Here is a 20,584-nt window from a genome sequence, read left to right as displayed (position 1 = left end):
TACCTTTCTGTTAATTGTTCTGGCGAGAACTACATCAACAGATTACACCGCAACTTCCCTTCTCTTCCATACACCAGAAATCAGCATAGCTCCACAGTAAGCCCCATCACGTACAGCAGGAACATGCCCACTAGACCGGCTGCAAAGCTAGATAGGAAGCCCACCAATACCGCATTTGGTGCGTATGGGAACACAACCGGACAATCCAGTGCAGGTTTTGCGTTTGGAACCAGTTTGTCTGAGATGCCTTTAAATGCAGGAACGATTTCTGCGATAACCATACGTACACCTTGCAGGATAACGTACACACCACCTGCAAATGTGATGGATTGCATTAGCGCAAACATAGACCAATGTTTACCGCCACTGACTTCACGGACAAAATCACCGCCAGCGAACAAACACGTCACCACAAAGATGATGCCCATGGTGAACGAGATAGCCACTGGCGTATCGCGTAAGAACAACAAGCTTTTAGGGACATTCATCTCTTCAGTAGAGTGTTCTTTGTTACCGAACTTGCTGCCAATAAAGCCAGCTAGCACGTAAGAAAGGGTAGAGAAGTGACCAATCGCAACGTCATCAGAACCTGTAACTTGCTTCATGTACTTGTGAGCGATCGCAGGGAAGAACACCATTACAGAACCCACAACCACAGAGCCAAGCGCGATCAGTGGAACACCTTTCATGCCGCTAGATGCCAGAATCGCTGCTACCATCATCGACATAAATAGTGTGTGGTGACCTGTTAGGAAGATGAATTTCCACGGCGTGAAACGAGCGATCAGAATGTTCACCAACATACCGAAGAACATGATCATCGCCATCTCTTTACCAAACGCTTCTTGCGCGATAGAGACGATAGCTTCGTTGTTTGGTACCACGCCTGTAATGCCAAATGCGTGTTGGAAAATGGTCGCAAAGTCGCCTAGCGAGCTCACAACTAAGCCTGCACCTGCGCCAAGCACGATGAAACCAAGAATGGTTTTTACCGTGCCTTTAATGCACTCGGTGACCGGTTTTTTCTGAGCAATTAAGCCGATTAGAGCGATGAGACCGACCAGAACCGCTGGCTCTGATAGGACATCGTTCATTAAGAAACTGAAGAATTCCATAACACCACCTTATAGAGCGCCAAGCTCTTGAAGTGCCACAGATAAACGCTCTTTCATTGCGACTTTGTCGACCATGTTATCAAGCGCTACGATACGTTGTTCAACGCCAAGTGCTTCCAACTGTTCTGCAATGTCTTTTGTGCCGATGAAAATGTCGCAACTTGTGCCTTTTGCTGAGCCAAGATCGATGTGATCCACTGCGGCATCGACGTTCAATTCTTTTACGATGCTTTTGATGCTCATTTCCATCATTAAGCTAGTACCAAGACCGTGACCGCAAACAACCATAATTTTCATAATTCAGACCTTTTCTTTTTTATAGGGGGTATACCCATTTGTGAATGGGGTATGTCAGGAGTAAAACTTAGTATTTGTCGATGATCGCAAGAACATCTTCTTTGCTTTGAGCGTTGCAGATGGCCTCTACATGCTCTTCATTCATAAACAATTCCGCCAGTTTCGAAATCGCATCAACGTGGCTATTACTGTCCGTTGCCGCTAGCGTGACCAGCATTTTTACTGGGTCATTTTCTTCAGAGTTAAAGTTGACGCCGTTTTGGATCACCGTGATCGCCAGTGACAAACGGTTAACGCCATCTTCAGGGCGAGCGTGTGGCATCGCCATACCCGGACCTACCACGTAGTAAGGGCCAAGCTCTTCGTGCGAGCGGTAAATTGCCTCAACGTAACTTGGTTCTATCGCGCCATTTTCAATCAAAGCTTCACAAGATTTGCTGATCGCATCTTTCCAGTCGGTTGCGTCAGAATGGATGCGAATGACATCAGAGGTAATCAGTTCACGTAGCATTGGAATGTTTCCGATTTGTTGTTTTGTTGCTGCGTACTTTATCGATCAATTTGCCAGAAAAACCTGAGAGTGATCACAAATGGTAGCGCTATCTGATAGCGCTACCATTAATTGTGATAGCGCTATCATTTTTATCAGGCATCGAAGTTTCATGTGCTGGTGTTCGAGTTCTAATGCGCTAATATCAAAACCATTAAAGCGCTGTGATAAGATGTTGCAGCTGAAATTAGAGAACATTAAATAAAAACAATGAGCGAACCTCGCAAACGAAGAAGTACCGGCAATGTCACTTTGGCTGATGTCGCCAAACAAGCAGGCGTAGGCACGATGACGGTGTCGCGAGCATTACGAACGCCAGAGCTGGTATCCGATAAGCTGAGAGAAAAAATTCAACAAGTGGTTGATGAGCTCGGCTATATCCCGAACAAAGCCGCAGGGGCACTCGCATCTGCAGAAAGTTATTCCATCGCTCTAATCATTCCGTCACTGTTTGAAAAAGCATGCGCGCATTTCTTACCAAGCTTCCAACAGGCGTTAAACAAAGCGGGTTATCAACTATTGCTGGGTTACAGCGACTACTCGATTGAGCAAGAAGAAAAGTTGCTTTCGACTTTTTTAGAGAGCCGTCCTGCGGGCGTTGTACTGTTTGGAAGTGAGCATAGTCAGCGAACGCATCAACTGTTAGAGGCATCAAATACGCCAGTGTTAGAGATTACCGAACTGAGCTCAAAGGCCAGTTATCTCAACATTGGCGTGGATCACTTCGAAGTGGGTAAGGCCTGTACCAGACACCTGATTGAACAAGGTTTTAAGAACGTTGGTTTTATTGGGGCGCGCGGGAATCACTCAACGTTGCAACGCCAGTTACACGGTTGGCAAAGTGCGATGATTGAAAACTATCTCACCCCAGATCATTTTCTGACGACTCATGAAGCGCCATCTTCACAATTGGGTGCGGAAGGATTGGCGAAGTTATTGCTGCGCGATTCAAGCTTGAATGCTTTGGTGTGTAGCCATGAGGAGATAGCAATTGGTGCGCTCTTTGAGTGCCATCGCCGTGTTCTCAAAGTCCCGACCGACATTGCCATTATTTGCCTTGAAGGTTCTTCTATGGGGGAGCACGCTTACCCAAGTTTGACATCGGCAGAATTTGATTACGAGCGCATGGGCACCAAGGCGGCAGAAAAACTGTTGCATGCCATCAAAGGTGAGCCAGAAGAAAGGCCAACCAGTATGGGCTTTAAGCTAAAGCGTCGAGCAAGTACCGCGATTAATTGACCCCTCCGCTTTCCATAAATACAAAAAGCCTCTCAATATGGAGAGGCTTTTTACATTCTGAATTCACGAGCGAAAACTACGGACGTTCGCCCGCGGCTAGGCGTTGTTCGATATCTACGATCACCTCTGGCAGATCGGAGATGGTGTCGATTAAGTAGTGAGGTGCACTCTTGATAAACTTCGCGCGTGCTTTTTCACGAGCTTTCTCTAAGGTTGCTTCGTCTGCGGCTTCGTATTCTTCAAATGTCAGACCTGCTTCGTTACCAGAAAGTAGCAGACCCACCGTCCACATGCCCGCATTGTGACCTTCAAAGATGCCTGGTGCTGAGTCGTCCACTTTGACGCATGCTTTAACGTCGGTTACATCAAGCTCAATCACGTTTTTCAGTGCCATGAACGGCGCAGGGCGACCGCCTTGTGGCAGATCGTCCGTTGCTACTACGTAATCTGGTTGGTAGCCGTAATCCGCTGCAACTGGAATCAGTACGTCCATCACTTCGCGAGGGTAACCAGAACAAGAACCGATCTTGATGCCTTTGTCTTTCAGACCGTTTACCACTTCAACTGCGTTGAGGATTGGTTCTGCGTGGTCAGCCACTTTTGCTTTTTGCAAAGGCATAAAGGCTGCGTAGATAGCGTCGATGTCTTCGCTGGTCATTGAGCGACCAAACTTCTCATTCCAACGCTTATCAACGGCAGGAATACGACCCACAGCTTGGATGTGATCCCACTTACCAAGACCCATTGGTTCACGCGCTTCTTCAAGATCGATATCAAAATCAAAGCCTTGTTTGAACGCTTCCACAAAGATACTGGTTGGCGCAAAAGAGCCGAAATCGACGATAGTGCCAGCCCAGTCAAAGATCACTGCTTGAATTGGTGATTTGCTCATGTTCAATCCTTTTTCTTGCTTGCCAGAGTGCTTGCCTACACGTTGGAACCGCGCTCTGGATAAATTGGTTTTTGTTGAGGTTAGAAGTAGTTAAAGTCTTTACACACTTTGGCGATGGCTTCTTCGAAGATCGCCAACGCTTCTGTCAGTTGTTCGCGAGTGATGATCAGCGGTGGGCTGAGCTGAATCACGTTACCTTGCGATACCTTGAAGCTCACTCCGTTGTTGAGGCATTGGTACAGCACAGCTTCCGCTTCGTCATACGCGCGTGCTTTGCTTTCGTGGTCGGTGACCAGTTCAATGCCCCACAACATGCCGATGCCACGAACATCGCCAATCACAGGGTACTTGGCTTTCATCTCTAGCAGCTTTTCACGCATGAACTGGCTGTCGGTTTTGGCTTTATCTAGCAAGCCGTCTTGCTCAATGGCTTCCATGGTTGCCAGTGCCACAGCACAACCGATAGGGCTTTTCTCATGAGTGTAGTGACCCATGGAGATTTGCTCGGCGGTGTTGTATTTGTCTTTGGTGACCATGGCTGCGATAGGCACTAAGCCACCACCCAAACCTTTACCGATGCAGAGCATATCTGGCTCGATGTCGTAAGCTTGGTAGGTAAACCATTCACCGCTACGACCCATACCGTTAGGGATGTCGTCGATGATCAGCATGACATTGTGTTTGTCACAGATTTCACGGATACGTTTCCAGTAGGCTTTACTCGGTACTTGTACGTCGGTATTACGAACCGCTTCTGCGATAAATGCGCCCACGCCGCCTTCTTTCTCAATCACGTATTCAAGGTAGTCGGCGTAGTGCACGTCGCTGCCGTCTGCGACAGGGAAAGCACCTCGGTAAGATACGGCTGGTGGAATGCGCTCAACACCTGCCATTAGTGGTCCCATACCTTGGCGGAAACACGCTTCGCCACCTACTGAGATGGCATCCAATGATGCGCCGTGGAAGGAATCCCACAGAGACACCACCTTGTAGTTGCCCGTGATGTGGCGCGCTAGTTTAAGTGCCATGCCAACCGCAGATGTGCCACCCGGAGCAAACAACACGCGGTTCAATTCGCCGCCACAGATTTGGGTAAGCTTTTCGGCACATTCAATCGCGGTCTCGTTGGTAAAACGACGTGGTGAAAATGGCAGTTTGGCAATTTGCTCTTGCACACGTTTAATCACATGCGGATGACCGTAGCCCAGCTGATGGACGTTATTGCCATGGAAGTCCATGTACTTTTTGCCGGTAGCATCTTGGATGTAGATGCCTTCTACTGCTTCCAAGGTATCTAAGCACGGCGTCGACATGGCTTGATGAAGAAAGACCTCCGAATCACGCTTTAGTAATGCTTGCGTGCGTTCGTCGTACATCGATGCATTCCAATCTTGGCGCGCTGGTGTCGTGTTGACATCGCCTTCGCTGCGGAAATGAGTCGGTTTGATATTCTGAGTCATAACGCTCTCTCAATCAGAAAGTTGCTTTACGCAACTTGCCAGTACATTGCTTTTTCAATTGCACCGATCAAGCGCTCGATATCTGCTGGGTAAACTTCGCCAATGTTGCCGATACGGAAGCAATCTGCATTCGATACCTTACCCGGATAAATCACAAAACCTTGCTCTTTTAAACGCGTGTAGAACGCTTTGAATTGGTAATCACTGTGAGTTGGAGAGTAGAAAGAGGTGATGATTGGCGAGTGAAGGTCATCACTCAGTAGTGGTTCGAAACCCAGAGAACGCATACCTGCAACCAGTGTTTTCTGGTTAGTTTGGTAGCGGTGATGACGAGCCTCAATGCCGCCTTCTTGCTCCAGCTCTAGCAAGGCTTGATAGAAAGCGCGAACCGTGTGCGTTGGAGACGTGAAACGCCATTTGCCGTGGTTCACTTCCATGCAGTGCCACTGGTCGTAAAGATCAAGGCTCAAAGAACGTGCCTGACCTTGGCACTTTTCTAGCTCAGTTTGTTTCGCAATCACAAAGCCAAAGCCCGGTACGCCTTGGATACATTTGTTCGCTGAGCTGATCATAAAATCGATGCCTAGCTCAGCGATATCGATAGGAATACCACCAAAGCTCGACATGGCATCGAGAATCACCACTTTACCGTGTGCTTTTGCCGCAGAAGCAAATGCCTCAATTGGGTTAAGCATGCCAGTGGTTGTCTCACAGTGAACAATCGCCACGTGTGTGATTGTAGGATCCGATGCCAATGCAGTTTCCACCTCGTTCAAGTGTGGCTGTGATGTTTCGCCTGGGGAAACTACATGGCATGGAATATTTAGATAATCAGCGATCTGAGCGATACGCGCACCGTAAGCACCGTTGTCGACAACCAACAATTTTCCATCTTTGCCAATGGCACTGCCAATCGTTGCTTCTACTGATGCGGTGCCGCTACCTTGCATTAGTACGCTGGTGTAGCCGTCTTGCTCCGTCGCCAGTTTTACAAGCTTAGTGCGGATCACTTCTACGATGTCTTTGTTGTATTCATCATCCCAAGTACACCAGTCTTTTAGCATGGCTTCACGTACTGTTTCAGAAGTAGATAGAGGACCTGGAGTCAGTAGTAGGTATTCGTTTTTCATCTCGATTTCCATCAGAATAAGCTAATTGGTATACACCAAATTTCGAGTTAACTCTAGCGAGGAAGAAAAGGGCAGTAAATAGGCGAATGTCCAATTTCATAAAACTTTAATATCCAGAAAATTGCGGATCAATTGAACGATTATTCATCGCAAATTTTCGTAAAACTGCCATTTAATGGTCATGATTTCGTCACAAAGGCTCAGTAGGGTGTATATCGTCAACTGGTACAGACCAAATGAAAACTTAGCCAAATTAACTGGAGAAAATGATGAAAAACCGTTTGATGAAAGGATCGCTGGCTGCACTTGTCTCTCTGCTAGCTACGAATGCAATGGCAGCACAGGAAGTCACGGTTTACACCGCTTTCGAAACTGACATTCTTGCTAAATACAAGTCTGCGTTTGAGAAAGATAACCCAGATATCAAGATTAAGTGGGTTCGCGATTCCACCGGTATCATGACGGCGAAATTGCTGGCAGAAAAGAACAACCCTCAAGCGGAAGTGGTTTGGGGTCTTGCTGGCTCGTCAATGGCACTGCTTAAAGATGAAGGTCTTCTTAAGCCTTACACACCAAAAGGTTTGGAAGAGCTGCACGCGAACCTAAACGACCCTCAATCAAACCAAGCTTGGTTCGGTAACGATGCGTTCTTTAACGCAGTTTGTTTCAACGAAGCGGTAGCGAAACAACTTAACCTCCCGAAACCAACGTCATGGGAAGACCTAACGAAGCCGGTTTACAAAGGTCACATTGCAATGCCGAACCCAGCGTCTTCAGGCACTGGCTACATGCAGGTTTCTGCTTGGCTACAAAACATGGGTGAAGATCAGGCATGGAACTACATGCGTGACTTAGACAAGAACATTGCACACTACACGCACTCTGGTTCTAAGCCATGTGTTCAAGCGGGTATGGGTGAAGTAGCCATCGGTATTTCGATGGCGAGCCGCGGCGCGAAGCTGAAAACACAAGGTGCACCACTAGCGGTTATCACACCAAAAGGCATCGGCTGGGAATCAGAAGCAGTTGGTCTAGTGAAAGAGTCGGATGCAGCGAAACGTGTTGTCGACTGGTCAATCTCTAAAGCGGCAAACGAGCTTTACGTAGAAATGTACCCAGTGGTTGCACATAAAGAAGTGAAAGCGACAGTATCTAACTTCCCGAATGTTCAAGAGAACATGGCGAAGATGGACTTCGCGCAAATGGGTAGCAAGCGTGCAGAGATTCTAGCGGCATGGTCTGAGAAGTTCGACGCGAAATCAGAGCCAAAGTCTTAATCGAATTTGCTTTGAGTTGAATACTGAAATCCACCTCGGTTGAGGTGGATTTTTTGTTTTCTCTGTTATTTCAAAGTTTGCTGCAAGTAGATTCCTAGTCTCACCTAGGTTCGCTGGAATGACGGACTTAAGAACGTTGGGAGCTTCTATCCGCACTCATGATGTCATTCTCGAGAGCGACGAAGGAGTGAGTCGGAAATCTCTAATTATCACTTAAACAAACCTCATCGCCCTTCATCTATTTGTCATCTTCTGGCTATAAATTTGTCATTGGAACGTAACACTCCAAAACTAAAGTTGGTATATACCATTTGGAGCGTGTGTTATGTCAACTAACCAACCTTATCTCAATATCGAAAATGTCGTGAAGCAATTCGGACAGTTCACTGCATTAAAGAAAATCTCGCTAGCGATTGAAAAGGGCGAGTTTGTTTGTTTTCTTGGTCCTTCTGGCTGCGGTAAAACCACTCTATTACGTGCTATTGCAGGTTTAGACTTGCCAACGTCTGGTGCGATTTTTCAAAACGGTCAAGAGACCACATTCTTGCCACCAGAGAAGCGTGATTTCGGTATCGTATTCCAATCTTACGCGCTGTTTCCGAACCTAACTGTGCAAGAGAACATTGCGGTGGGTTTGAAGAACCAAGGCATGTCGACCAAAGAAGCGTTAGAGAAAGTAGATTACTGGCTAGAAACCATTGGTCTTCCGACCTCTGGCGAGAAATTCCCTAACCAGCTTTCTGGTGGTCAACAGCAGCGTGTTGCTTTGGCTCGTGCATTGGCGTTGTCTCCGGGTCTACTGCTGCTTGATGAGCCGCTGTCAGCGCTGGATGCAAAAGTACGTGTTCACTTACGTGACGAGATTTGTAAGCTGCAACGCAAGCTGGGCATCACCACCATCATGGTTACGCACGATCAGGACGAAGCGTTGTCGATGGCGGATCGTATCGTGGTAATGAACCATGGTGTGATTGAGCAAGTTGGCACACCTCAAGAAATCTACCAACAACCAGCCACGCGCTTTGTTGCTGAGTTTGTCGGCAGCATGAACTTTATTGAAACCTCCGTTGCAACGGACTCCCAAGTGCGCATTGCTGAAACCTTGATGCCAGCGCCAAGCTTGACCAATCGTATGATCCAACGTGGTGACCGCTTCGACCTTGCGGTGCGTCCTGAAAGCATCAAGTTCGTTGAAAACTACAACAACTCTTTACCAGTGCGAGTTACGGCTACCGAGTTTTTGGGGGCGTTTTTCCGCATTGATTGCGTATTGCAAAACGACAGCTCAACGAAAACCATCGTCGTGGATGTGCCTGTGGAAACGGTTCAAAAACTCAATATCAAGGCGGGCGATGTACGTTACATCCAGTTTGCTGAAGAAGGGCTGCATGGTTACGCCGTGCCCTCGGTTGATAAAGCGCTAGCGGCGTAGGTGTAAACATGGATGCGAAGACAATGACGATGAATAGCCTGACTACACAAGACAAAGCAAAATCCTTACTCGGACGTGTTAGCCGCGACAACCTTGTGTTGTTCGGTTTGCTCGCTGGTTTGTCGACCATGATGGTGCTGTTCATCTTAATGCCGCTTTGGGCAATGTTGACCAAGAGTGTGCAAAATGCCAATGGCGAATTTGTCGGTCTGGCAAACTTTGCGACGTACTTTTCCTCTTCAAGCTTGTGGGTGTCGGTGGGAAACACCTTCACTTTGGGCGTGATAGTGACCTCGGTAGTGGGTGTGCTTGCGTTTGGTTATGCCTACGCGCTGACTCGTTCATGTATGCCGTTTAAAGGTTTGTTTCAAATCCTAGGCACTGCGCCAATTCTTGCGCCTTCGTTGTTGCCGGCGATCAGTTTGATCTTCCTTTTCGGTAATCAAGGCATTGCCAAAGAGATGTTGTTAGGAAACTCGATTTACGGCGTGATTGGTATCTCGATGGGTTTGATTTTCTGGACCTTCCCTCATGCATTGATGATTTTAACTACTTCGCTGCGCACTTCAGATGCTCGCTTGTATGAAGCAGCCCGCGCACTTAAAACCTCACCAATCAAAACCTTCTTTATGGTGACGTTACCTGCGGCGAAATACGGTTTGATCAGTACGCTTATCGTCGTCTTTACGCTGGTTATCACGGACTTTGGTGTGCCGAAAGTGATTGGTGGAAGCTACAACGTTCTGGCGACTGACATCTTCAAGCAAGTTGTGGGACAACAAAACTTTGCCATGGGTGCGGTGACCAGCATTATGTTGTTATTCCCTGCGGTAATGGCATTTGGTGCAGACCGCTGGGTACAGAAAAAACAAAAGAGCTTATTCGACACACGTTCAGTGCCTTATCAGCCAGAACCCAACAAAGCGCGCGACAGCATCTGTTTGGTTTACTGCAGCATCATTTCTATTGCAGTGCTGGCTGTGCTTGGCATGGCGGTGTATGGCTCGTTAGTTACGTTCTGGCCTTGGAACAAAGCGCTGACGCTAAACAACTACAACTTTGCCGAAATGAGCACTTACGGTTGGAGCCCATTCTTCAACTCGCTAACGCTGGCAGGTTGGACGGCAGTTATTGGTACAGCCATTATCTTTGTCGGTGCTTACTGCATTGAGAAAGGGCGTGCGTTTGGTCCAATTCGTCAGGTGATGCAAATGCTTAGCGTGGTGCCAATGGCGGTTCCGGGTATGGTGCTTGGCTTGGGTTACATCTTTTACTTCAATGATGCGAACAATCCTTTGAACGTGCTTTATGGCACCATGGCATTCTTGGTGATTAACACGGTAGTGCATTACTACACCGTGGGTCACATGACCGCCCTGACAGCGCTAAAGCAGTTGCCATCGGAGATTGAAGCCACGGCGGCATCGGTGAAGCTTCCTCAATACAAGTTGTTCTTTAAAGTGACATTACCTGTGTGTTTACCTGCGACTTTGGACATTGCGGCTTACTTGTTTGTTAATGCATTGACCACCACTTCTGCGGTAGTATTCCTTTACTCAACCGATACGATTCCAGCTTCGGTCTCAATTCTGAATATGGACGATGCAGGTCAAACTGGCGCTGCTGCGGCAATGGCGGTGATGATCATGATTGCTGCCGCAATTGCGAAGATTGTTCAGATGACGTTGGGTAAATTGTTAGAGAATCGCACACAAGCTTGGCGCAAAAGATAAGGACACTTCGTGCAATACGTAAAAATTAAAGATTCGATTGTTGAACAGATTGAAGCGGGCATGCTATCGCCGCGTCAAAAACTGCCAGCAGAGCGTAAGTTGGCGGAATCGTTCGATACTACACGCGTCACTTTGCGTGAAGCTTTATCACTGCTCGAAGCAGAAGGTCGAATCTATCGCGAAGACCGCCGAGGTTGGTTTATCTCACCTGAGCCATTGCGTTACGACCCAACCCAAACGTTGAACTTCCCAAACATGGCAAAAGCGCAAAATCGCGTGCCAAAAACAGAAGTGATAGCCGCAAAAGGCACCTTGGCTAATAAATTGGCCGCTCGTTTGTTGGACCTTCAGCCGTTTTCAGACGTATTTCGTGTCGACCGCGTTCGTTACCTAGAAGAGCGTCCGGTGGTTTATGTCACGAACTACATTCGACCAGACATATTTCCCAACTTATTGTCTTATGATTTATCAAACTCGTTAACCGACATTTATCGTGAACACTACGGTGTGACGTATCAAAAAATTCGTTACCGAATTTCGACTAGTACTTTGTTGGGTGAGGTGGCACAGGCATTGCGCGCGACGTCTGGTACGCCTGCAATGGTGGTTGAACGTATCAACTACAACCAACATGGCGAGTTGATTGACTGTGACATCGAATACTGGCGTCATGATGCCATCAGCATCGAGTCTGTCGCGGAGCTGAATTAATCTCTGTTTGCTGGGCATCTGTCTAGTTGGTAGCGAGCAATTTATATCTCAAATTCAAAGGCTCCATATTGGGGCCTTTGTTGTACCCAAGCACCTTGAGGGTATCTAAATATCATAAACAGGAAAACGGAATGGATCTCTTGGCAATCGCACTCGTTGTATTGTCTGCGGTTATGCATGCTGGCTGGAATATTCTTGGTAAAAGCAATGCTGGTTCAGGGCTCGCGTTTACGATGGCGGCAAGTTTATCTGCTTGCCTTCTGCTCACGCCTTATCTTATTTGGTATCTCTTTAACATTGGCTGGGCGACGTTGCCCAACGTGTTTTGGGGAATGCTGTTTATCAGTGGTTTATCTCAAATCGTCTATTTGGTTGGTTTGATCGTGGCCTACAAGCACGCCGATGTGGGAGTGATTTATCCGATTGCGAGAGCACTTCCTGTAATGATGGTGGGCGCACTCACCGTCGCCTTAGGTTATGAGTTGAACGCTCAGCAGTGGTTGGGTTTCCTGCTTATTACTTTAGGTTGTGTCCTAGTTCCAGTGACCAGTTTTCGTCAAATTACTTTTGGGGAGTACCTGAATGTTGGTGTGTTTTGGGCCTTGATTGCGGCGTTTGGCACGACGGGTTACTCCGTTGTGGACAAGCAAGCACTGAATCTGCTAACTCAACAAACATCGACCATTCTTAACGACCACTATAGCGCGATTTTTTATCTAGGCGTGCAGTTTTGGGTTATGGGAGTACCGGTTTTATTGTGGTGTATTGTTTCGGGGAGTCAGCAAGAACTACAAACCGCTTGGATGATTCGCAAAAGTGCGAGCATGGCTGGCATCATGATGGCATCAACCTACGGCTTGGTGCTGTTTGCGATGACCATGACTGATAACGTCAGCCTTGTTGTGGCTTTGCGACAAATCAGCATTGTATTTGGTTTATTAATGGGCGTGTGGTTGTTGGCTGAAAAATGGTATTTCACGCGAGGCGTCGGGGTGCTGTTGATCCTGAGCGGAATCATTCTGTCATTGAGCCCTGCTTGAGGTATAAGGCACCGATGTCGATTCGGTGCCTTGGCACAGCTAAATTTTTAAAATCGCAATTGTGCACCAAACATCACACCGCCAGAATCAAAGTCGCTATTCTTGGCGTAGTTGTACTCCAAGTTCAAACCAAAGTGTTTATAGGCCCAAGCGACACCAGCAGCGGCCTCGCCTCCAAGGCTGGACTCATCATATTCTTTGCTCTGACCATTATTTTTAAATGTATAACTCAACGTGTAGTAAGTGATACCGCCTTTCCCGTAAAGCTCAAAACCAGCTCCCAGAGGGTAACTTGCGTAACCGCTGAGTCGAGGTCCGCCATAACTGACATCGGTGATTTCTGTTAAGGGACTGATAAGTACGGAGCCAATGCCGTTAAATGCGCCCTTATAGCCAGCTTCAATGCCAAAGTTGTGATCGAACATGTAACGGTAATATACATCACCAAGGAACATGTCACCTTCATCATGGCTATTGTTCACATCGTAACTAACATTACCGTAGCCTAAATTTGCTCCAACAACATGTTGGGGTGGTTGTGCATGAGCCGTTAAGGAAAGTGCGGACAGTAAGCATGCAACGGCGTACTTGTAAGACATAAAAACTCCGAATCATAAAATGAAAAACAAAACGTCATGTGCTGCGTTGGGTTAACGTAGCCTTGCCATGAACTCCGCTTTGGTATTGTCTAACCATTCGTAACGACGTCTATACATCGAGCGTTTAGAACGCGACATGCCTTCGATATCACGACGCGGGGCATTCACATCGAGTGAGTAGAAATGACGGTTGTATTCGGTGCCGCCCAACTCTTGCCAGAGTGCATCGTAATCCGTTTTGATTCGTCCTTTACTGTAGCGTCGTGCAGCATAAGTATGGGATTGTGTTTTTACCGCTAGAATCGTATTCACTTCCCAAATTTGCGCGAGTAAAGTGAGCAAACTCACCATCAAGCTTTTTGGTCTTTGCCCGTAAAGCTTACGAGTTAACTTTTTAATTTTTGCGTTGTTCTCTTCACTGCTGCGTGGCCCTTGCAAGCCGCCAATCATAATGCTGCGTCCAGATTCTATGTGGCCGAGAGTAAATGAGAGCGTATAGAAGTTGCCATCCTCCGCGCTGTGTAGCACTAGGCTCATGTCGCCTTCTTTTTGGTAACGCGCTTCGTACACCAATCGCACAGAGTACAATGTCTCGTCGATTTCAAATGATGTTAATGTTAAGCCAGTTGAATCGGTATAGATCTCTTCAATGGTCTGTTTAGAAAACAGCTCTGAAATGGTTTTGTAGTGATCAACCACTAGGTTTGAACGATCGAACGCTGAGTTATTTTTGATGATGTAGGGACGAAACGGTTTTTCTAAAAATCGGTGCGTACGTGCACAAAGCATCTCTAGCAATGACGATTCAATATTATCTGACAGGTGCTTAAACGCTCGTTTGTAGTAAAGTGCGCGCAAGATGAACTTAGCTCTGTAGGTCCAAATTGGCTTATAGACATCAGCATAATCATCTGAGTAAATTGATTTGCTATGGTAAAAAATGGATTTGTTCGCGGTCATTTTCACTCCAGATTAACGTGTGCTCAACAGCCACAATTAAGAACCGACGGACGAGCAGCGAAGAACCCGAAAAAGGGGGAAATGCAAAGCACTACTAAAAGGGGAGGTTTTGCTGTGCCCGACGTTTATGTAAGGTTTTGAACACTGTTCTTTTGTTGGGATTCTAAGAGAAAATTGACCTTAGGTATTGTATGGGTTGGTAAGGAAATGTCAGTTTGGAAGCCACTTTGAACGTTGTGATTACGAGGTAGAAAAATGCTCGTGTTGGCAGAGTATGATGCCGTGTTGCTAAGTTAAAGTGAAATGAGTTGAACAAGAATTGAACGTTATTTGAAATTATTTTGACGTGTTTCTGGTCTTTATACGTACCTTATAAATATCGAGCCAATTTAGGTCCGATATAAAGGTAAGTAAGGAGAGGTTTATGAAACGCTTAATGACTTTAGCAAGTATGATTGCTCTGACTGCTGCACCTTCTGTTGTTTTTGCTGGTGGCTATCAGTGGACAAACGATACCGAAACGATCCATGGTGATGTTATGGATAGCAAACAAGCGGCTTATGAAATGGGTCGTGACATGATTCAGAACTATCAAAGCAAATCACCAGGTCAGCTTCGTGACGAGTTTACAAGCCTTACAGAGTATGTTGATCGCCAGTCGTTTTCTATCACTGACTCAAAAGTCATGGTGAATGAGTTCTTGCAAAGTGACGGGCAAGTTGTATACCAGCCTATTCTCAATGTTCAATACGAGTACCGCATGCGTGAAACCGGTAAATACTAACCAGTAAGACGGTCTCGATTTTCCGATAATTTATATCCTTGCTGTTTGTTTTGGGGAGCGCTGCTCCCCATTTTTGTATTCATTGATAGCGGAAACTTCCACTCTCTCAGCGCAACATTTGCTATCGCTCAGCGTTATATATTCTTGCTCGTTGATTGTGCTCATCGTTTGTAAAGTGTTTATAGAAACGATGCAAAGCACTAACAAGGATATCCGATGACACACAGTTCATACTGGTTCAAACAGGCCATTGAAGCTGAACAGCCAGAAACGCCGCAACCATTACATCAAAATATTGATACAGATGTTGCTATTGTCGGTGGTGGCTACACCGGACTTTGGACAGCGATTATGATTAAGCAGCAATCTCCTGAAAAACAGGTGGTTGTTATCGAAAAGGGCTTGTGTGGCAGTGGGGCATCTGGCGCGAATGGCGGCTGTATGCTGACATGGTCTACCAAGTTCCCGACGTTAAAACGGTTATTCGGTGAAGAACATGCTGTTTGGTTGGTAAAAGAGTCGGAACAAGTGGTGTTGGAGATTGACGCATTTTGCAAGCAACATGGGATTGATGCACAGCTATCACTCAACGGTGTTTATTATACGGCGACAAACCGAGCGCAAGCTGGAGGAATGCAACCAGTTGTCGACGAGTTACAACGGCTAGATGTGAACAGTTGGCGTCGTTGCTCGGTGGAGGAACTGTGTGCTAATGCGGGTTCACCTCGCCATATTGAAGGCTACCACTCTCCGGTTGCTGCTAACGTGCAACCCGCCTTACTCGCGCGAGGGTTACGCCGTGTTGCTATTGATCTGGGTGTAGAAGTTTATGAGAACACGCCAATGACGCGTCTAGATTATGGAAAACCTGCCACCGTCTGTACACCTAAAGGAAATATTCAAGCGCAGCAGGTGGTGTTGGCATTAAATGCATGGATGGTGGAGCAATTTAAGCAGTTCAAAAACAGCATTGTTGTGGTGTCTTCGGATATGGTTATTACCAAACCGCTTGGTGATACTTTGTCTCAATCTGGTTGGCAAGCAGGTTCGAGTGTGTTGGACTCACGCATCTTCGTACATTATTACCGAGATACGCCAGATGGCCGTTTGATGCTAGGAAAAGGCGGTAATCAGTTCTCTTTCAACAACCAAGTTGACGCGATGTTTAACAAGCCGACGCGTTATCAAACGCTACTAAAAAAATCATTCGACAACCTTTTTCCTCGCTTAAAAGGGGCTGAATTTGAGTACTCTTGGACTGGCGGTTCGGATCGTTCCGCAACTGGGTTTCCTTTTTTTGGCCAATTGGATGAGCAAAGTAATGTCTTTTACGGGTTTGGTTATTCAGGTAACGGCGTTGCCCAAACTCGAATGGGTGGAAAAATTTTATCGTCGTTGGTGTTAGGGCTAGATAACGAATGGACGCGAAGTGGTTTAGCGCAAGGACCGCTTGGGTATTTCCCACCAGAACCAATACGTTGGCTGGGAGCAATGATGGTACGAAATGCTGTTCGCAGAAAAGAGGAAGCGGAAGACAATGAGAAACATCCGTTTGTTTGGGATAAATGGCTAGCGAAACTCGCAGGACCAGCAGGCAAAGCGGATAAGCTCGACTAAACTGAAGACTTTAGCCACAAACGAGACAGTTTGCAGTGAAAGTCATTGGGGGGCGATGTAGCCTTGTGTTAGCCTCTGTCTTTCAAGCTCAGATTTAAAAGGTGAGTAATATAATGAAAGTATTCAGCAACTTCGATAGCGGTAGCATTCACGTAGTGAAAGCGGACGACAAAAATGACATCCAACTTAAAATCCCTAATGACAATATGTCGGAATTCTACCAGTGGTTCCATTTCCGTCTAGAAACCGAAGCCGAGCAGTCGCACACGATCAAACTGCTTGATTTGGCTAAGTCGGCTTATCCAGAAGGGTGGCAAGGTTACGATGTCGTGGCGTCTTACGACCGTGAAGAATGGTTCCGTATACCAGCAGAGTTCGATGGCGACACGCTGACTTTCACTGTTATCCCTGAGCGTAGCTCAATTTACTTCGCGTACTTTGCGCCTTACACATACGATCGTCATTTAGATTTGTTACACATGGCACAAAGCGCGCACCACTGCCAACTAGAAACATTAGGCCACACATTAGACGGCAATGACATGAGCTTGCTAACGTTTGGTGAGCCAGAAAAAGGCAAAAAGAAAATCTGGATGATTGCACGCCAACATCCGGGTGAAACCATGGCTGAATGGTTTATGGAAGGTATGATCCAACGTCTACTGGACGAAAATGACACGGTTGCGCGTGCATTACTGGAAAAAGCAGTGCTTTACGTGGTACCAAACATGAACCCAGACGGTGGTATTCGTGGTCACTTACGTACGAACGCGGTAGGCGTGAACTTGAACCGTGAGTGGCAAACTCCGTCTATGGAGAAAAGTCCAGAAGTCTACCTTGTGCGTCAACGTATGCTGGAAACGGGTGTTGACATGTTTTTAGATATCCATGGTGATGAAGCGATACCGTATAACTTCGTCGCTGGCTCAGAAGGTATTCCTTCTTACGATGAAAATCTTGCCGCTTTAGAGGCATCATTTAAGCAAGCGTTACTGACTATTACACCTGAGTTCCAAGATGAGATTGGTTATGATAAAGATGAGCCGGGTAAAGCGAATTTGACGGTAGGCTCAAACTGGGTCGCGGAGCAGTTCAAATGCCTGTCGTACACGATCGAGATGCCATTTAAAGACAACAACAATCACCCAGATCCGCTTTATGGTTGGTCACCAGAACGCAGTGTATTATTTGGGCAAGATGTCTTAGCTGCAACGCTTACCGTGGCGGATAAAATCTAGTTCGATAAGTTCACGTCTGTTCATTATTTCGAAAACAGCTCATTTTAAATGAGCTGTTTTTTTATGCCTTCGATATCCATTCTCTCCTGTAAAAATTTGTTGCCATTCACAGGCTTAAATGTCGATTCTTAAATTTGAGAAAATGGGGTTTTATGGTGATTTGCGTCACAGAAAACTGGCTATTTTGTGATATTCTCCGCAACGAATTGACTATGGCTAAACCAACGCAACGAGACTTTATTTCTCGGTTGGGTATGCGGATGAAGCTCATGAATAGATGGTCTTGAGGTTATCTTTCTCCGTTTTACGTCATTGGCGTTTGAATATCATTTTTTGATTCTTTCCTACGCTATTTAGCTATTTCTGTTCGAAGAAAAGAGAAAGTTACGGCTTCATATTTTACGGCAGTATGCTGCCTCGATGTGTTGCTTTGTGTACAAGAAAAAGGAAAAGAATAATGAAAAAAATCGCTATAGCAGTGGCTACTGTACTTGCTGGTGGTGTGATCTCAAACGTTGCACTTGCTGACACTTACATGGGCGGTAAAGTAGGTTACAACTCTCTAAATGATGCGTGTTACCTAAACGAACCTTGTGACGACGACAGTTTTGCAGCATCTATGCATCTGGGCTACAGCTTCAACGAGTACGTTGCAGCAGAGTACGGTGTTGATTACCTTGGTGACTTCACTGCAAACTTCAAAAAGCCGGGCCTAAACACCGTTGACGGTGATCTTTGGGCGTTGACTCTTGCTCCTAAATTCAACCTACCGCTAACGGATTCTTGGAATCTATTCGCGAAAGTTGGTGCTGCATACATGATGGCAGGTGATGAAAAAGATTTCGTACCAACAGGCTCTCTAGGTGCTGAGTACAAAATCAACTACAACTGGAGCCTACGTGCTGAATACCAACGTTACCAAGATATGTCTGATGACGTGATTGAAGATATGGATTCAGATTTCTTCGGTATTGGTTTTAACTACAAGTTCGGCTCTGAGCCAGTAGTTCAAGAGGAAGTGGTTGAGGAAGTAGTAGAAACACGCCCTGCAACACGTATTGTTGAGCATGTTTACCCTGCTCAAACAACAGCGACAGTACAATTCGACCTAGAAAGTGCAGAAGTGAAAGATGCATCGACCCTTTCTGGTACCGTTGATCTGATGAACACTTACCCACAAGCTCAAGTTGAGATCACGGGTTACAGTGATACGACGGGTTCTGCTGCGTACAACCAGCAACTTACAGAAAAACGCGCGAAAGCCGTTGCTGACGAGTTCCAAGCAAAAGGTATTGCGGCTGAGCGTATGACAGTGAAAGGCATGGGTGAAGCTAACCCAGTAGCAAGCAACGAAACACGTCAAGGTCGTCAAATGAACCGTCGTGTTGAAGTAGTTGTCCCTGCGTTTGAATACCAAACCACTGAGAAAGCAGAATAATTCCTGCTTAAGAGACAGTTCCAAAAGCCAGCGTGTATCACGCTGGCTTTTTTGATCCCACTTAACAAACTCAGCACTTTCATCAATTTGTCATCACCAGTTCATACCATGGCTGCCAAGTATTTGGGAGAGTGTTATGCAAAGTTTACCGCCGCTTAATTTGCTCCGAGCGTTTGAAGCCACGGCGCGATTACAGAGCTTCACTAAAGCCGCAGAGGAGCTAAATGTGACCCGTGCGGCCGTCAGTCAGCAGGTGAAATCGCTAGAACTGCAGTTAAATGCAACATTATTCGAGCGCAAGGGTACGCACCTTACGCTAACCAGCTCAGCAAAAGAATACTGGCCTGTGGTTAACCATGTGCTTCAAACCTTATCAACCTCGACCCATCATTTATTTACTCGCCCACAGAACAAGCAAATTACCTTACATGTCGCCCACAGTTTTTGCTCGCAATGGCTAATGCCAAGACTGGCCGATTTTCAGCGTCAATTTCCAGATGTTTCCTTTAAGATCTCGACAACCGCGAATACGGTTCCAAACGCCAGTGCGATTGCAGATATAGAAATTATTAACGGAGATGGCGATTGGCAAGAGCAACAAGCTATTCAGCTTACCCAAGAAAACTGGATCGTTGTAGCAAGCCCCGGCTTTATTCAGTTAAATCCGATTGATGACCTCACGAAGTTGTCTCAAACACCTAAAATTTGCACCGGGGGTTATCATGAATCTTGGCAGGTATGGTTTGCGTACCAAGGTTATCAAGGCAAGGTGAGCAAAGTGATAGCCGAATTTGAACATTCATTGCTTGCTATTCAAGCTGCAACTAATCAACTTGGTGTCTTACTGGTGAGAGACTTTCTTGTTGAGGATGAGTTGCAACAAGGGATATTAGTACAAATCGGAGATTGGCGTATGCCCAGCTCCGGCGCACACTATATGATGGTTAGGGCATCAGAAAAGTCACACGTAAACACCTTTGCCCAATGGTTAATACAAGGCCTTTGATGTTTTACGGTCTATTTTTACAGCGGTACTTATTCTTGCGATTTACCTAACAAAATGCGCGGTTTC

The 20,584-nt window shown here is 46.4% G+C and carries 18 protein-coding genes and 1 pseudogene; 11 read left to right on the top strand and 8 right to left on the bottom strand.

Annotation, left to right across the window (positions count from 1 at the left end; genetic code table 11):
• Positions 1-92: 92 nt before the first annotated feature.
• The 3 genes and pseudogenes from B7360_RS08925 to B7360_RS08915 all read right to left on the bottom strand — a co-directional run.
• Positions 93-1,115 (bottom strand): annotated as a pseudogene (locus B7360_RS08925) (PTS ascorbate transporter subunit IIC); the annotation flags it as partial.
• Between the two features lie 9 nt (positions 1,116-1,124).
• Positions 1,125-1,412, bottom strand: a complete 288-nt coding sequence (locus tag B7360_RS08920) for a PTS sugar transporter subunit IIB (protein ID WP_005463968.1) — start codon at positions 1,410-1,412, stop codon at positions 1,125-1,127.
• A gap of 67 nt (positions 1,413-1,479) precedes the next feature.
• The gene (locus tag B7360_RS08915; protein ID WP_005463973.1) at positions 1,480-1,923 is read right to left on the bottom strand and encodes a PTS sugar transporter subunit IIA; all 444 of its coding nucleotides are present in this window, start codon (positions 1,921-1,923) and stop codon (positions 1,480-1,482) included.
• Between the two features lie 249 nt (positions 1,924-2,172).
• Between B7360_RS08915 and B7360_RS08910 the strand changes: the two genes are divergently transcribed.
• Positions 2,173-3,201: a LacI family DNA-binding transcriptional regulator gene (locus B7360_RS08910; RefSeq protein ID WP_025501411.1), complete on the top strand. Its 1,029-nt coding sequence runs from the start codon at positions 2,173-2,175 to the stop codon at positions 3,199-3,201.
• A gap of 76 nt (positions 3,202-3,277) precedes the next feature.
• Here the strand turns inward: B7360_RS08910 and phnX are convergent, their stop codons facing one another.
• From phnX to phnW, 3 genes are all read right to left on the bottom strand, one after another.
• On the bottom strand, positions 3,278-4,093 hold the full coding sequence (phnX, locus tag B7360_RS08905; protein WP_085343336.1) for a phosphonoacetaldehyde hydrolase: 816 nt from the start codon (positions 4,091-4,093) through the stop codon (positions 3,278-3,280).
• An 80-nt stretch (positions 4,094-4,173) separates the two neighbouring features.
• The gene (locus B7360_RS08900; RefSeq protein WP_085343335.1) at positions 4,174-5,553 is read right to left on the bottom strand and encodes an aspartate aminotransferase family protein; all 1,380 of its coding nucleotides are present in this window, start codon (positions 5,551-5,553) and stop codon (positions 4,174-4,176) included.
• A gap of 26 nt (positions 5,554-5,579) precedes the next feature.
• A complete protein-coding gene (gene phnW / locus B7360_RS08895; protein WP_085343334.1) occupies positions 5,580-6,683 on the bottom strand; it encodes a 2-aminoethylphosphonate--pyruvate transaminase in 1,104 nt (367 codons plus the stop codon).
• 266 nt (positions 6,684-6,949) lie between these two features.
• Between phnW and B7360_RS08890 the strand changes: the two genes are divergently transcribed.
• The 5 genes from B7360_RS08890 to B7360_RS08870 all read left to right on the top strand — a co-directional run bounded on the left by B7360_RS08890 (position 6,950) and on the right by B7360_RS08870 (position 12,876).
• Positions 6,950-7,960 carry a putative 2-aminoethylphosphonate ABC transporter substrate-binding protein gene (locus B7360_RS08890; protein WP_005384363.1) on the top strand — a complete coding sequence of 337 codons (1,011 nt, stop codon included), beginning with the start codon at positions 6,950-6,952 and terminating at the stop codon, positions 7,958-7,960.
• Between the two features lie 325 nt (positions 7,961-8,285).
• Positions 8,286-9,392 (top strand): putative 2-aminoethylphosphonate ABC transporter ATP-binding protein, encoded by a 1,107-nt coding sequence (locus tag B7360_RS08885; RefSeq protein ID WP_085343333.1) that lies wholly within the window; start codon positions 8,286-8,288, stop codon positions 9,390-9,392.
• Between the two features lie 8 nt (positions 9,393-9,400).
• Positions 9,401-11,125 (top strand): putative 2-aminoethylphosphonate ABC transporter permease subunit, encoded by a 1,725-nt coding sequence (locus B7360_RS08880; RefSeq protein WP_085343332.1) that lies wholly within the window; start codon positions 9,401-9,403, stop codon positions 11,123-11,125.
• A gap of 9 nt (positions 11,126-11,134) precedes the next feature.
• Positions 11,135-11,836 (top strand): phosphonate utilization transcriptional regulator PhnR, encoded by a 702-nt coding sequence (gene phnR / locus B7360_RS08875; protein ID WP_053808131.1) that lies wholly within the window; start codon positions 11,135-11,137, stop codon positions 11,834-11,836.
• Positions 11,837-11,967: 131 nt separating this feature from the next.
• Complete coding sequence (locus B7360_RS08870) at positions 11,968-12,876, top strand: EamA family transporter (protein ID WP_085343331.1); 909 nt, start codon at positions 11,968-11,970, stop codon at positions 12,874-12,876.
• Positions 12,877-12,923: 47 nt separating this feature from the next.
• On the opposite strand, the gene B7360_RS08865 is transcribed toward B7360_RS08870, so the two are convergent.
• Positions 12,924-13,475 carry a porin family protein gene (locus tag B7360_RS08865; protein ID WP_085343330.1) on the bottom strand — a complete coding sequence of 184 codons (552 nt, stop codon included), beginning with the start codon at positions 13,473-13,475 and terminating at the stop codon, positions 12,924-12,926.
• Positions 13,476-13,526: 51 nt separating this feature from the next.
• Positions 13,527-14,435 carry a VirK/YbjX family protein gene (locus B7360_RS08860; protein WP_085343329.1) on the bottom strand — a complete coding sequence of 303 codons (909 nt, stop codon included), beginning with the start codon at positions 14,433-14,435 and terminating at the stop codon, positions 13,527-13,529.
• A gap of 424 nt (positions 14,436-14,859) precedes the next feature.
• Here B7360_RS08860 and B7360_RS08855 point away from each other — a divergent pair, with 424 nt between their 5' ends.
• From B7360_RS08855 to B7360_RS08835, 5 genes are all read left to right on the top strand, one after another.
• On the top strand, positions 14,860-15,219 hold the full coding sequence (locus B7360_RS08855) for a DUF3316 domain-containing protein (RefSeq protein WP_005395335.1): 360 nt from the start codon (positions 14,860-14,862) through the stop codon (positions 15,217-15,219).
• Positions 15,220-15,435: 216 nt separating this feature from the next.
• Positions 15,436-16,836, top strand: a complete 1,401-nt coding sequence (locus B7360_RS08850) for an FAD-dependent oxidoreductase (RefSeq protein WP_085343328.1) — start codon at positions 15,436-15,438, stop codon at positions 16,834-16,836.
• A gap of 113 nt (positions 16,837-16,949) precedes the next feature.
• Positions 16,950-18,074, top strand: a complete 1,125-nt coding sequence (locus B7360_RS08845) for a M14-type cytosolic carboxypeptidase (protein ID WP_085343327.1) — start codon at positions 16,950-16,952, stop codon at positions 18,072-18,074.
• 457 nt (positions 18,075-18,531) lie between these two features.
• Positions 18,532-19,512: an OmpA family protein gene (locus tag B7360_RS08840; protein WP_005395330.1), complete on the top strand. Its 981-nt coding sequence runs from the start codon at positions 18,532-18,534 to the stop codon at positions 19,510-19,512.
• Between the two features lie 136 nt (positions 19,513-19,648).
• Positions 19,649-20,518 (top strand): LysR substrate-binding domain-containing protein, encoded by an 870-nt coding sequence (locus B7360_RS08835; RefSeq protein WP_085343326.1) that lies wholly within the window; start codon positions 19,649-19,651, stop codon positions 20,516-20,518.
• The last annotated feature ends 66 nt before the right edge of the window (positions 20,519-20,584 follow it).

Origin of the sequence: Vibrio sp. ArtGut-C1 (assembly GCF_002105475.1) — a bacterium.
Lineage (GTDB): Bacteria > Pseudomonadota > Gammaproteobacteria > Enterobacterales > Vibrionaceae > Vibrio > Vibrio diabolicus.
This window is presented reverse-complemented; position numbering and strand designations above follow the sequence as displayed.